The following is a 13,011-nucleotide window of genomic DNA, read 5'->3' as shown; positions in this document are numbered from 1 at the left end:
GATCTGGGCCGCATTTCAGGTCCCACTGAAGCTCACGCGCGATGAGCTCCGGACGGTCTCGCGCGGCGCGCGAAGTATCGGCCGTCCGCCTTGTCGAGGCTGATGGACTGGCTGAATGCCGCGCTCAGATTTTCGGCGGTGATGACGTCGTCCAGAAGCCCCTGGGAGACGACCTCCCCTTCCTTGAGAAGGAGTGCGTGGGTGAATCCCGGCGGGATTTCCTCGACGTGATGGGTGATCAGAACGGTAGCCGGGGCGTCCGGATCGGCAGCCAGTTCGGCGAGTCTAGCCACAAGTTCCTCACGTCCACCGAGATCGAGCCCGGCGGCGGGCTCGTCCAGGAGAAGAAGTTCGGGATCGGTCATCAAGGCTCGCGCGATGAGGACGCGCTTGCGCTCGCCTTCGGAAAGCGTCCCGTACGTCCGATCCGCCAGGTGCTCGGCGCCGAGGCTTTCGAGCATCTCCACAGCGCGCGAGGTGTCCATGGATTCGTACTCCTCGCGCCACCGACCGAGAACGGCATAGCCCGCCGACACGACGAGGTCGCTGACCTTCTCGTCGCCGGGCACGCGGTTCGCCAACGACGACGAGGACAAACCGATTCGCGGGCGCAACTCGTTGACGTCGACCTTGCCGAGAACTTCGCCAAGGAGGTGGGCAGAACCACTGGTCGGGAAAGTCTCACCGGCCGCGATACGCAGCAGCGAGGTCTTGCCGGCACCGTTGGGTCCGAGCACCACCCATCGCTCGTCCAGCTCCACTTTCCAGGTGACGGGCCCCACGAGAGTGGCCCCTCCCCGACGGATGAGTACGTTGTCGAAATCGATGAGCAGATCTGGATCAGGTAGCGGCACCCGAACATCTTCCCGCACATTCTCCGGCCGTTCACGGCAGGATCATCTTGCGTGTCGCCTCTCATCGAAACTCACACCCCGACGCCCGGGTCTCCGTTCCCACTCGGCGCCCACATCGTGGACTCCGGAACCCAGTTCGCGGTCCACGCCCCAGCTGCGTCGAGCGTCCAGATCTGCCTGATCGACCAGGACGGAAACGAAGATCGCGTCGAACTTCGGCAACACACGTACGGAATCTGGCACGGAATCATCTCCGGGATCGGTGCGGGGCAGCGTTACGGAATTCGGGCGTCCGGCCCGTGGAATCCGCGCGCCGGGCTGAGACTTAATCCACACAAGCTGCTCGTCGATCCGTGGGCGCGCCGCATCGAGGGGGATCTCGGTGATCACCGTGCCCTCCTGTCGTACGCCGACGATCCCTTCGGCGACCCGTCGACGGTCGACTCGCTCGGCCACGTGCCGCTGTCCGTGGTGACTCCCGGCCTCGCGCCCGCCGGAGCCCGCCTCGAGACGCCGTGGGAGGAAAGCGTCATCTACGAACTGCATGTGGGCGCGTACACCGCCAGTCATCCAGGAGTACCCGCCGCCCACCGCGGAACGTACCTCGGCCTGACGGCACCGGCCGTGATCGATCACTTCGTCTCACTCGGCGTCACTGCCGTGGAACTGCTTCCCGTACAGGCATTTCTGACCGAACACAGCGTCCGCGAGCGAGGGATGCGCAACCACTGGGGATACTCGACGGCGTCGTACTTCGCCCCGCATCCCGGATACGCGGCAACTCCGGGCGGCGAAGTCACCGAGTTCCGGATCATGGTCGACGCACTACACGCGGCAGGCATCGAGGTCGTCCTCGACGTCGTCTACAACCACACCTGCGAGCAGAGTGTCGACGGAATCAGTGTCAGCTGGCGAGGTTTGGACGGCCCCGGCTATTACCTTCTCGACGGCGACGGCCGCGACATCGACCTGACCGGGTGCGGCAACACGGTCGACGCCTGCTCCCCCATCGCCGTCCGCATGATCACCGACAGCCTCCGCTACTGGGCCACCGAAATGGGTGTCGACGGCTTCCGATTCGATCTCGCGAGCGCGTTGGGTAGGCCGCGCGGCGGCGGCTTCGACCAGCGGGCGTCCATCTTGTCGGCCATCTCCTCCGATCCGGTACTGACTCGGTGCAAGCTCATCGCCGAACCGTGGGATGCCACTGCCGACGGTTACCAGGTCGGAAACTTCGGACTCCAATGGTCGGAATGGAACGACAAGTACCGCAGCACCATTCGCCAGTTCTGGAACGGCGGCTCCAGCGTCCGGAAGGTCGCGTCGCGCCTCGCCGGTTCCGAGGACATCTTTGCCGGCAGCGGCCGTCGCCCATGGGCGTCGATCAACTTCGTCACAGCGCACGACGGGTTCACCGCCGCCGATCTGGTCGCGTACAACCACAAGCACAACGAAGCCAACGGTGAAGACAATCGTGACGGCGCCGATCACAACGATTCGTTCAACCACGGAATCGAAGGCCCGAGCACCGATCCCGAGATTCAGGACGCCAGGGCACGTCATGTACGGGCGCTACTGGCCACGCTCGTGCTGTCGACAGGCACACCGATGCTCACCGCCGGAGACGAGTTCGGCCACAGTCTCGGCGGAAACAACAACGCGTATTGTGTTCCCACACTTGCCTCCCCAGCCGATTCGTGGGCCCTGGACTGGACGGCGGCCGATCAGTCGTTGGTGCAGTTCGTCTCCCGAGCGTTCGGATTACGCCGAACGGCACCGGCGTTGCGTCAGCCCGAATTCTTCGAAGGCAGAAGAAGACTGGAGCACCCGGACCTCGTCTGGTTCGACGCTGCCGGCGTCGAGTTCGACGACACCGCATGGTACGACGAGAGTCACCGAACGCTGCAGGCCTGGATCGACGGAGCCGACGTTCGGTCTCACACTCGAACCGGGCGCCCACTCGGTGACGACAGTTGGCTCCTGATCCTGCATTCCGGTGGACCGGTTCAGGTCACCGTCGGCACTCCGGAATGGTTCGACGGCACCTTGACTGCATCGTTCGATTCGGCTTCACCCACCGGAGAACCTGCCTCCACGGCCGAAGTTCCCGTCGGCACCGAGATTTCGCTGACCGGCCCCACGGTCTTGGCCTTACGTTCCGTGACACGTCCTCCGGTCACCGCTGCTGTCATGGAATCCGGCAGCACCTTGATGAGGAATTGAATGGTCGGTCCGATCCCGAAGGCGTACAACACTGTTCCGACGCCGACGGTGCCACCGAGGAGCCATCCGGTCGTGAGGACCGCGATCTCGATGCTGGTACGCACGAGCCTGACCGACAGACCTGTGCGAGCGACCAGTCCGGTCATCAATCCGTCGCGGGGGCCCGGCCCCATGCCCGCGCCGATGTAGAGAACGCTGGCCAGTCCGTTGAGGAGGATTCCCGCGACCATGATCACGGCTCGAACTGGCATGGAATCAAAGACCGGCAAGAAGGCCAGTGAGGTATCCACCGAGATGGCAATTACAACGACATTGGCGACCGTTCCGAATCCCGGCCGCTGACGGATCGGAATCCAGAGCAGCAGTACCACCGCACCGGTAATCGCAGTGATCACGCCGAAACTGAGCGAAACGTGCTCGGCCACACCCTGATGGAACACATCCCAGGGATCCAGACCAAGACCGGCTGTGATCATCATGGCCATCGAGAAGCCGTACAACCACAGACCGACGAACAGCGAGGCGAATCTCCGTATCAACACTCGACCATCTTGATGGCCACTGGACTGTTCATCCATAGCCAAGTTGCCGATACTGGACTGGTCGGTTGCGTCTCTACGGAACCGCGATGACTGTCATGGAGCCTGGTGCCACTTCCGTGAAACCAGCGTCACGAACCGCGACGGCCTCCGACTTCTTCAGCCGAACTACTGCTTCGGCCCACTGTTCCGGGCTCGCGTCGCGCACTGAGCAGCGAAAGTTGTTCTGCGCCCAGGCCCAGCACTGTTTCTCGGACATGGCCGCCGCCAACAACATCGAGGCATGCCCGACCTGTGCCGACGCCTTGCCTACCGTCATCTCGAGCGCCGAGTCGATCCACAGCACAGGAAGACCAGGCTCCGGCGGGCCAGGCTCGTCGTGCTCGAGATCGGTCCCACCGATCTGCAACTTCTTGATTCGCGGGTCCAGTTCTCCGACCGGCCCGGGAACCAGAGCCCGCGCCTGCGCGCCATCCACATCGACGGTGATTCCCGGTACCTCCTGCGCGGCGAGCCACTGCGCTCCTCGCGCTCGACGAGACACCTTCCGAATCCGGGCACCCACCCACGCCGAATAGTCCTCGTGCCAGGGGCCGGGTTCCCCGTCTTCGGTGAACCCGACGCGTTCGTCCAGACACAGCGCCACAGCCGCCGTTGCCGCAGCCTCGAGCAGTGCGGTGCGCTTGGGCGGGTCTGCCTTCGGAATGTGCAGAACGATCGGCATCGCCAACACCAGCGCCGGATCCGCGGGATCGTCTCGCCCTCCGTACCCAGCAGCCAGCACCGCGTGGCGCTCGCGCCAGCGCGAATCGGGGCCGGACATCACAGCTGGATCGGAACTGAATGCTGGATCGGAACTCATGGAATCGGTACGCGTCGCACGCCACCGTCGACGGCGTCCGCAGCCTCGACCTCGTCGCGGGTCACACCGAGAATGAACAGCACAGCGTCGAGGAAGGGATGCGACAAAGCAGCATCTGCGACCTCCCGCAACGCAGGCTTGGCGTTGAACGCCACGCCCAGGCCCGCGGCGTTGAGCATGTCGATGTCGTTGGCACCGTCGCCGACGGCGACGGTCTGTTCCATCGGCACACCGACCTGATCGGCGAACTTGCGCAGCGCAACGGCCTTCGCGGCGCGGTCGACGATTTCACCGATCACACGTCCGGTCAGCTTGCCGTCGACGATTTCGAGGGTGTTGGCGTGCACGAAGTCCAGTTCGAGTTCGTGTGCGAGGCCTTCGATGACCTGCCGGAATCCACCCGACACCACGCCGCAGTGAAATCCGAGGCGGCGCAGGGTGCGAATCGTGGTTCGCGCACCCGGCGTCAGTTCGATGCTCTCTGCCACCTCGTCGATGACGGAGGCGTCGAGACCGGCGAGTGTCGCCACACGCTGGTGCAGTGATTCGGTGAAGTCGATCTCGCCGCGCATCGCAGCTTCGGTGACGGCGCGGACCTCGTCCTCGACGCCGGCCTTCGCGGCGAGCATCTCGATGACCTCGCCCTGGACGAGCGTCGAGTCCACGTCGAACACGATCAGACGCTTGGCCCGGCGAGCGAGACCTGCGCGCTCGACCGCGATGTCGACGTTTTCGAGAGCGGCGACCTCGGCGAGTCCGGTGCGCAGCTTCGCGTCGCCGTCGGCCGTATCGGCCGCGCTGACGCTGAGTTCGAGGCCGGTGACCGGATAGTCGGCGACACCACGGATGGAATCGATGTTTGCGCCCTGCTTCGCGAGTTCGCGTGCCACCGATCGCATTGCGCGAGCATTGACCGGGCTACCGAGAACAACGACCGCGTGGGTGGACACCGCGGGCCGTCCGGGATCGGCACCGATTTCGATGTCGACGTTCATTCCGACCGTCGCCATCGCCTGTTCGAGTTCTTCCTGAAGCGCTTCGGGATCGTTCGGGCAGGCAACCATGACACCGAGTGTCAGTCGACCTCGAATCACCACCTGCTCCACGTCGAGTAGACGCACATCGTGCCGCGACAGCGCCGCGAACAGTACCGAGGTGACGCCAGGGCGGTCCGGCCCGGTCACAGTCACCAGAACAGTGGTGTCAGAGGCACCCACCGAAAACTCCGATCGTTTCTTCGTTCGCGTCTTGATCGTCACTATTGTGCCAAGCGAAAGGCCCCACCCGTTACTCGGGCGGGGCCTTCGCTGATTACTTCAGTGTGTTACTTCGCTCAGGAGCGGCTGTCGGTTCCGGGGTCGCCTTCGTCCCCGACCGTGAGCGGCTCGTGACGAGCATCTTCGAGCACGGTGCTGGCGTTCTTCCCGCCGTGGCCGGGGCCGACGTGCGCTTCCGCGCGCATCCGCTCCACCATGTGCGGGTAGTGCAGCTCGAACGCCGGACGCTCGCTACGGATGCGTGGCAACTCGGTGAAGTTGTGACGCGGCGGCGGGCAGGTGGTTGCCCACTCCAGCGAGTTTCCGTAACCCCACGGATCGTCGACGGTGACCACCTCGCCGTAGCGGTAGCTCTTGAAGACGTTCCAGATGAACGGAAGCGTCGAGGCACCGAGTACGAAGGCAAAGATCGTGGACACCGAGTTCAGAACCGTGAACCCGTCCGAGGGCAGGTAGTCGGCGTAACGACGCGGCATACCTTCGGCACCGAGCCAGTGCTGAACGAGGAACGTGCCGTGGAAACCGACGAACGTGGTCCAGAAGTGCCACTTGCCGAGGCGCTCGTCCATCATGCGACCGGTCATCTTCGGGAACCAGAAGTAGATACCGGCGTACGTGGCGAACACGACCGTGCCGAAGACCACGTAGTGGAAGTGGGCGACGACGAAGTAGCTGTCGGTGACGTGGAAGTCGAGCGGCGGGCTCGCGAGGATGACACCCGACAGACCACCGAAGAGGAAGGTGATCAGGAAGCCGATCGAGAACAGCATCGGCGATTCGAAGGTCAACTGCCCCTTCCACATCGTGCCGATCCAGTTGAAGATCTTCACACCTGTCGGCACGGCGATCAGGAACGTCATGAACGAGAAGTACGGCAGGAGAACAGCGCCGGTTGCGTACATGTGGTGGGCCCACACTGCGATCGACAGAGCGGCGATGGCCAATGTTGCGTACACCAGCCGCTGTAGCCGAAGATCGGCTTACGGCTGAAGACCGGGAAGATCTCCGAGACGATGCCGAAGAACGGCAGCGCGATGATGTACACCTCGGGGTGACCGAAGAACCAGAACAGGTGCTGCCACAGGAGCACACCGCCCGTTGCCGGGTCGAAGATGTGCCCACCGAGATGGCGGTCGACGAACAAGCCCATGAATGCAGCGGTCAGCAGCGGGAACGCCAGCAGGATCAGGATGCTGGTGATGAAGATGTTCCAGGTGAAGATCGGCATGCGGAACATGGTCATACCGGGTGCGCGCAGGCAGATCACGGTGGTGACCATGTTGACGCCACCGAGGATGGTGCCGAGGCCGGCGACGGCCAGACCCAGGACCCACAGGTCTGCGCCGACGCCGGGGCTGTGCAGCGCGCTGGTCAGCGGCGTGTATGCCGTCCAACCGAAGTCTGCTGCGCCACCGGGCGTGACGAATCCGGCCGTCGTGATGATCGCACCGAACAGGTACAGCCAGTAGCTGAACGCGTTCAGGCGCGGGAACGCGACGTCGGGTGCACCGATCTGGAGCGGAAGAATGTAGTTCGCGAAGCCGAAGACGATCGGGGTCGCGTACAGCAGCAGCATGATCGTGCCGTGCATGGTGAACAGCTGGTTGAACTGTTCGTTGGAAAGGAACTGCATGCCGGGTACAGCAAGTTCGGCACGCATCATCAGTGCCATGAGGCCACCGATGAGGAAGAAGGCGATGGAAGTCGCCAAGTACATGATTCCGAGCACCTTGGGATCGGTGGTCGTGATCATCTTGAAAATGAATGAGCCCTTGGGTCCCTGCCGCGGCGGGTAAGGCCTGGCCGGCGCTATCGTGGGGACTGGCTGGGGCGCTACGGCAGTCACTGATCCTCCTGAATGTGCCTTTGGTCGCTCCGCAGACTCCGTCAAAGAGCCCTTGGTTGCGCCCGCAGGGTCCGTCGCCCGGGCTGCGGACAACGGCTTCTGGCTTGCGCTCATCGAATGGTAGACCGTGACTCCGAGGCACCGCGACCCGGTCCTACTCTGCGTCGTACTCGAGCATCCGTTTTTCACGGCACCGAACGAACGACCTGCGGTTTATGTTCCCCCGGGAGTCCGAACCCACTTCCGAATCGGCGTGTCGTGCGCGTCGAAGAATTCGGTCGGTGTCCGTTTTCGGCCATCTCCTCCACTGATAAGGTCACCCTCGCCTAACTCACCTCAGGAGTATTCAGTGAAATTCTTTCCCCGCCGCGCCGCGCTGGTAGCCGTCGCAGCCTCGATCGCCTTGGTCGTTCCAGCCTGCTCGAGTAACGACGAGCCCGCTGCAACCACCACCTCGACCGAGTCGGGCGCATTCCCCCGCACGATCGAACACTTCCGTGGAAGCACCGAAATCCCGGCAGCACCCCAGCGGATCGTCGCGCTCGACAACAGCTTCACCGACGCCGTCCTTCTCCTCGAATCCCCGCTCGTCGGCTACGTCGACTACCGCGAGCCCGGTCTGCCCGACTACCTCGGATCCTCGCGGGAGGAATTCGCCGCGGACGCCGTCTCGGTCGGCACGGTCAGCAGTGCAAGCCTCGAGAAGATCGCCGCACTGCAGCCGGACCTCATCATCTCCGCCGAGGTCCGCGACGGGAAGAACTACGAGCAGCTCTCCGCAATCGCGCCCACCGTCTTCACCCAGACGACCGGTCCGACGTGGAAGGACAACATCCGCGTAGTCGGTGAAGCGCTGGGCAAGGAATCGCTGGCCGAGGCGAAGATCACCGAATACGAAACACGCGCGGCTGCCGTCGGCAAGGAAATCAACGAGAAGGCGAACAACCCGGTCATCTCGGTAGTCCGGTTCGCCGGTGAACCGACCGCACGTCTCTACCGCACCACCTCGTTCAGCGGCATCGTTCTTCAGGACGCCGGATTGAAGCGCCCGGACAACCAGGGACCTGACCCCGCCGATGCCGGCAACATCATGATGAAGATCAGCCCCGAGCTGATCAACGAAGCCGACGCGGACGTCATCTTCATCAGCACCTGGCAGGACGCCGAGGGCAAGAGCGCCGAAGCTGCGAAGCCGTTCCTCGAGAGCCCGCTGTGGCAGACGCTTCGAGGACGCAAGGTCGACGTGGACGATTCACGTTGGATGTCGCCGGTCAGCATCCAGGGCGCCCACATGATCCTCGACGACCTCTCGGACACGTTCGAGGTGGACAAGCAGAACAGCTGAGTCGAACAGCTAACCTGAACGGCGCCCGCTCACACAGGAAGCCGTCGACTTGTCTGTTCTCTCACGCACGTCTGTTCTCTCACGCACGTCTGTTCTCTCACGCACGACCGCCCGCACGTCCGTTCGTCGTGTCTCGATCCTGGGGATCACCGCCACGATGCTCGTCCTCGGTGGTTGCTCGTCCGACTCGTCGGACGATCCGGCGAGCACCATCGTCCGGACCACTACGTCGATCGCCGGTGCCGGCGTGATGGGCATCGAACGCGACACCGCCACCGCGTGCCCGACGCCGACGCAAGCCGACCCGGGAGCGGGCCCCGGGGTGAAGCGTCGAGTCGTACACGCTGCGGGTGAAACCGAGGTTCCTTCCGATCCCCAACGGATCGTGGTCCTCGACAGTGTCTCGATGGACGCCGTGTGCGCCCTCGGTCTGTGGGAGCGGGTAGTGGGCGCCGCAACCGGTGTCGACTCGCCTCAACCGTCGTACCTGGGTTTCGGCATCTCGGAGATTCCGAGTGTCGGCCCCGTGAGCGCACCTGACGTCAACGCCGTGAAGGCCGCCGCGCCGGACTTGATCCTCGGGTCCAGTCCGGCGTCCGACGGCTTGTACGGGCAACTCGACGCCATCGCCCCCACCGTGTTCGCGGGCTCGGATCCCGTGTACTGGAAAGCGCAGTTCGCCCTCGCCGGCCAGGCACTGGGCCGTTCGTCCGCGGCTGCGACGGAGCTCGACCGCTACCAGCAGGACGTCGTGCAGCTCGGCGACGCATTGAATGCATCGCAGACGCAGGCATCAGTGGTTCGGTTCGGTTCGAAGGACCTGCAGATCGAGGGCCCTGCATCCTTCGCCGGACAGATCCTCAGCGACGTCGGCGTCCGGCGCCCACCGGCGCAGCGATTGACCGATGCGACCACGGCACCGATTCCGGCCGACGATCTCAGCGCCGCCGAAGGGGACTTGATCTACGTCCTCTTCGACGGGCCGAACGGTCGTACCTACGGCACCGAGGTCATGAAGAGCGACCAGTGGCAGGACCTCGCCGCTGCCACCGACCGGCGTGTGTTCGTCGCTGAAGACGACATCTGGAACGGAAACGGGATGACTGCTGCCCGTGCCGTATTGGCGGACTTGAAGGGAACCTTGAACGGATATGCGAGCTGACTGGAACGAACCACTACTCCGACATTCGAGGCGGTTCGCCCCAGCTGTGAAGTTCGGGTTCTGATCATGCCGATCCCCGAATTCATTGTTGCACTGCGCGAGAAGGTCGGTCATGCGCCGCTCTGGCTGTCCGGAGTGAGCGTCGTGATCCGCGACGACGACGGTCGGGTCCTGCTCACCCGCCGCGCCGACAACGGTCAGTGGGCCGTCGTGTCCGGCGTTCTCGAGCCTGGCGAGGAACCGTCGTCGGCGGCGGTGCGCGAGGCGAAGGAAGAAACCGGCGTCGACGCCGAATTGGTTCGGATCACGAGTGTCGATGTCACAGAGCCCATTACGTACCCCAACGGCGACGTGACTCAGTACCTCGACGTCTGCTTCCTGGCCAGGTGGACCGGCGGAGATGCACACGTGGCGGACGACGAAAACCTCGAGGTCGCGTGGTTCGCGCCGAGCGAACTGCCTTCGGACATGACGGAAACCTCGCGTCTGCGCCTCGCAAAAGCGTTGCAGGACAAGCCGGAAGCGTGGTTTCAGCGCTAGTCCGCTCCCAATACACGGCCGAAGCCCGATTCCCGCGTGTGCAGGAGTCGGGCTTCGGCGTGTAGGTCGCTCTCTAGAAATCCCAGTCGTCGTCTTCGGTGTTGACGGCCTTGCCGATGACGTAGGAGCTACCCGAGCCGGAGAAGAAGTCGTGATTCTCGTCCGCATTCGGTGAAAGTGCCGACAGGATAGCCGGATTGACGTCCGTCTCGTCCTTCGGGAAGAGGCCTTCGTAGCCGAGATTGTTGAGCGCCTTGTTGGCGTTGTAGCGCAGGAACTTCTTGACATCCTCGGTCAGACCGACGCCGTCGTAGAGGTCCTGGGTGTAGTCGACCTCGTTCTCGTAGAGCTCGAAGAGCAACTCGAACGTGTAGTTCTTGAGCTCTTCACGCTCGGCCTCGGTGAGCTGTTCGAGGCCCTTCTGGTACTTGTAGCCGATGTAGTACCCGTGCACGGCCTCGTCGCGGATGATGAGGCGGATGAGGTCTGCAGTGTTGGTGAGCTTGGCTCGCGAGGACCAGTACATCGGCAGGTAGAAGCCGGAGTAGAAGAGGAAGCTCTCGAGGAGCGTCGATGCGACCTTGCGCTTGAGCGGCGACTCGCCGTTGTAGTAGTCGAGAACGATCTGCGCCTTGCGCTGCAGGTTGGGGTTCTCCTCCGACCAGCGGAACGCGTCGTCGATGTCGGGGGTGGAGCACAGCGTCGAGAAGATCGAGCTGTAACTCTTCGCGTGCACCGATTCCATGAAGGCGATGTTGGTGTACACCGCTTCTTCGTGGGGAGTGATCGCGTCCGGGATGAGGCTGACGGCGCCGACCGTTCCCTGGATGGTGTCGAGCAGCGTCAGGCCCGTGAAGACGCGCATGGTGAGCTGCTGCTCCTGCGCGGTCAGCGTTCCCCAGGACGGGATGTCGTTGGAGACCGGCACCTTTTCGGGCAGCCAGAAGTTGCTGACGAGGCGATCCCATACCTCGGCGTCCTTCTCGTCCTGGACGCGATTCCAGTTGATGGCGGAAACGCGACTGACCAGCTTGACCATAATTCCTACCTAGCGAGAGAGATACTGCCGAATGTTGGCTTGCCTGAACACTACCCGTTGTGTCGGGTCCGCGATGCCAACACAACAACATGTGTCGCACGCGCCCCTCCACGAGTACAAAAAATGTGATATCAATTAAATATCACTTACCGATGGAAAGCGAGTCTCGCATGACCAGCACACCCACCGTGGCCGAGAAACCGACCGGTGTCGCCACCACAACGATCGCCGAACGCCCAGGCTGGGACCTGTCCGGCAGCTGGATGCTCCTCGGCGGCGTCCTTCTCTTCCTGGCCGGAATCGCGCTGTCCGTCGTTGGCGGAGTTCTGGGACTCTTCGCCCTGATTCCGGTCGGAGTGGTGCTGTTCATCGCGTCACTCCCCCTCCTGATGGGCCTAACGTTGGTGCAACCGAATCAAGCCCGAGTTCTGCAACTTCTCGGAAGCTCGTACAGCGGCACCCTGCGCACGCCGGGACTGCGATGGACAAACCCGCTGACGGTCCGTCGATCGATCTCGACGCGCATCCGAAACCATGAGACCGGTCAGGCGAAAGTGAACGACGCCGACGGCAATCCCATCGAGATCTCGGCGGTGGTCGTCTGGCAGGTGGCCGACACAGCGCTCGCCTCGTTCCAGGTGGACGATTACGAGGAGTTCGTCTCCGTACAGACCGAGGCGGCCGTCCGCCATATCGCCGGTAGCTACCCGTACGACGCCGAAGGCCGAGTCTCGTTGCGCGAGAACGCCGATATCATCACCACCACCCTGTCGGAGGAGGTTCACGCCCGCGTACGTGCGGCGGGTGTCGAAGTTATCGAGACACGCATCAACCGGCTCTCGTATGCACCCGAGATCGCCAGCGCGATGCTTCGGCGCCAGCAAGCGGGTGCAGTGATCGCCGCCCGCAAGCAAATCGTCGAAGGTGCGGTGTCCATGGTCGACATGGCACTCAAGCAGCTCGAGGAAAAGCACGTCGTCGAACTCGACGAGGAACGCAAGGCCACGATGATCAGTAACCTTCTGGTCGTGCTGTGCGGCGACCGCGACGCACAACCGGTGCTCAACACCGGTTCGCTCTACCAGTAAAGGAAAGGCCACATGGCCACGGATCCAGCTCCGCGATCCGAGCGTAAGAAGATCCTTCTTCGGTTGGACCCAGCGGTGCACGACGCGCTTGCCCGCTGGGCGGCCGACGATCTCCGAAGTACCAACGCCCAGATCGAGTTTCTCCTTCGGCGCGCACTCACCGAACACGGTCGTATGCCGAAGAACGCCGGCAAGATGCACGGTCCCGGCCGTCCGCCGGCCTGATACCCCTGTGC

General features: G+C 63.4%; 10 protein-coding genes and 2 pseudogenes. 6 read left to right on the top strand and 6 right to left on the bottom strand.

Going from position 1 to position 13,011, the window contains the following annotated elements; translation table 11 throughout:
- Positions 1-32 precede the first annotated feature (32 nt).
- A complete protein-coding gene (locus AOT96_RS22530) occupies positions 33-854 on the bottom strand; it encodes an ABC transporter ATP-binding protein (protein ID WP_083197658.1) in 822 nt (273 codons plus the stop codon).
- Between the two features lie 51 nt (positions 855-905).
- Here AOT96_RS22530 and glgX point away from each other — a divergent pair.
- Positions 906-2,948 (top strand): annotated as a pseudogene (glgX, locus tag AOT96_RS22525) (glycogen debranching protein GlgX); the annotation flags it as partial.
- On the opposite strand, the gene yczE reads toward glgX, so the two are convergent.
- From yczE to ctaD, 4 genes and pseudogenes are all read right to left on the bottom strand, one after another.
- The gene (gene yczE / locus AOT96_RS36080) at positions 2,861-3,655 is read right to left on the bottom strand and encodes a membrane protein YczE (protein ID WP_306669957.1); all 795 of its coding nucleotides are present in this window, start codon (positions 3,653-3,655) and stop codon (positions 2,861-2,863) included. The pseudogene glgX and the gene yczE overlap by 88 nt on opposite strands.
- Before the next feature lie 37 nt (positions 3,656-3,692).
- Positions 3,693-4,478, bottom strand: a complete 786-nt coding sequence (locus tag AOT96_RS22515; protein ID WP_065352357.1) for a peptidyl-tRNA hydrolase — start codon at positions 4,476-4,478, stop codon at positions 3,693-3,695.
- Positions 4,475-5,695 (bottom strand): phosphoserine phosphatase SerB, encoded by a 1,221-nt coding sequence (gene serB / locus AOT96_RS22510; RefSeq protein ID WP_003944761.1) that lies wholly within the window; start codon positions 5,693-5,695, stop codon positions 4,475-4,477. The genes AOT96_RS22515 and serB overlap by 4 nt, the downstream gene beginning before the upstream one ends.
- Before the next feature lie 116 nt (positions 5,696-5,811).
- Positions 5,812-7,601: pseudogene (ctaD, locus tag AOT96_RS22505) on the bottom strand (aa3-type cytochrome oxidase subunit I).
- A gap of 349 nt (positions 7,602-7,950) precedes the next feature.
- On the opposite strand from ctaD, the gene AOT96_RS22500 reads away from it, so the two are divergent.
- The 3 genes from AOT96_RS22500 (at position 7,951) to AOT96_RS22490 (ending at position 10,648) form a co-directional block, all read left to right on the top strand.
- A complete protein-coding gene (locus tag AOT96_RS22500; protein WP_042450041.1) occupies positions 7,951-8,946 on the top strand; it encodes an ABC transporter substrate-binding protein in 996 nt (331 codons plus the stop codon).
- Between the two features lie 157 nt (positions 8,947-9,103).
- A complete protein-coding gene (locus AOT96_RS22495) occupies positions 9,104-10,108 on the top strand; it encodes an iron-siderophore ABC transporter substrate-binding protein (protein ID WP_065352915.1) in 1,005 nt (334 codons plus the stop codon).
- A gap of 66 nt (positions 10,109-10,174) precedes the next feature.
- The gene (locus AOT96_RS22490; protein WP_065352356.1) at positions 10,175-10,648 is read left to right on the top strand and encodes an NUDIX hydrolase; all 474 of its coding nucleotides are present in this window, start codon (positions 10,175-10,177) and stop codon (positions 10,646-10,648) included.
- A gap of 73 nt (positions 10,649-10,721) precedes the next feature.
- Here AOT96_RS22490 and nrdF read toward each other — a convergent pair whose 3' ends face one another.
- A complete protein-coding gene (gene nrdF / locus AOT96_RS22485) occupies positions 10,722-11,687 on the bottom strand; it encodes a class 1b ribonucleoside-diphosphate reductase subunit beta (protein ID WP_003944744.1) in 966 nt (321 codons plus the stop codon).
- A 170-nt stretch (positions 11,688-11,857) separates the two neighbouring features.
- Here nrdF and AOT96_RS22480 point away from each other — a divergent pair, with 170 nt between their 5' ends.
- Both AOT96_RS22480 and AOT96_RS22475 read left to right on the top strand, forming a co-directional pair.
- Entirely contained in the window at positions 11,858-12,775 is a 918-nt protein-coding gene (locus AOT96_RS22480) for an SPFH domain-containing protein (RefSeq protein ID WP_003944699.1), read from the top strand.
- 12 nt (positions 12,776-12,787) lie between these two features.
- Positions 12,788-13,000: a hypothetical protein gene (locus AOT96_RS22475; protein ID WP_003944723.1), complete on the top strand. Its 213-nt coding sequence runs from the start codon at positions 12,788-12,790 to the stop codon at positions 12,998-13,000.
- Positions 13,001-13,011: the final 11 nt, after the last annotated feature.

The sequence above is a fragment of the Rhodococcus sp. 008 genome, from assembly GCF_001682295.1.
Lineage (GTDB): Bacteria > Actinomycetota > Actinomycetes > Mycobacteriales > Mycobacteriaceae > Rhodococcus_F > Rhodococcus_F qingshengii.
This window is presented reverse-complemented; position numbering and strand designations above follow the sequence as displayed.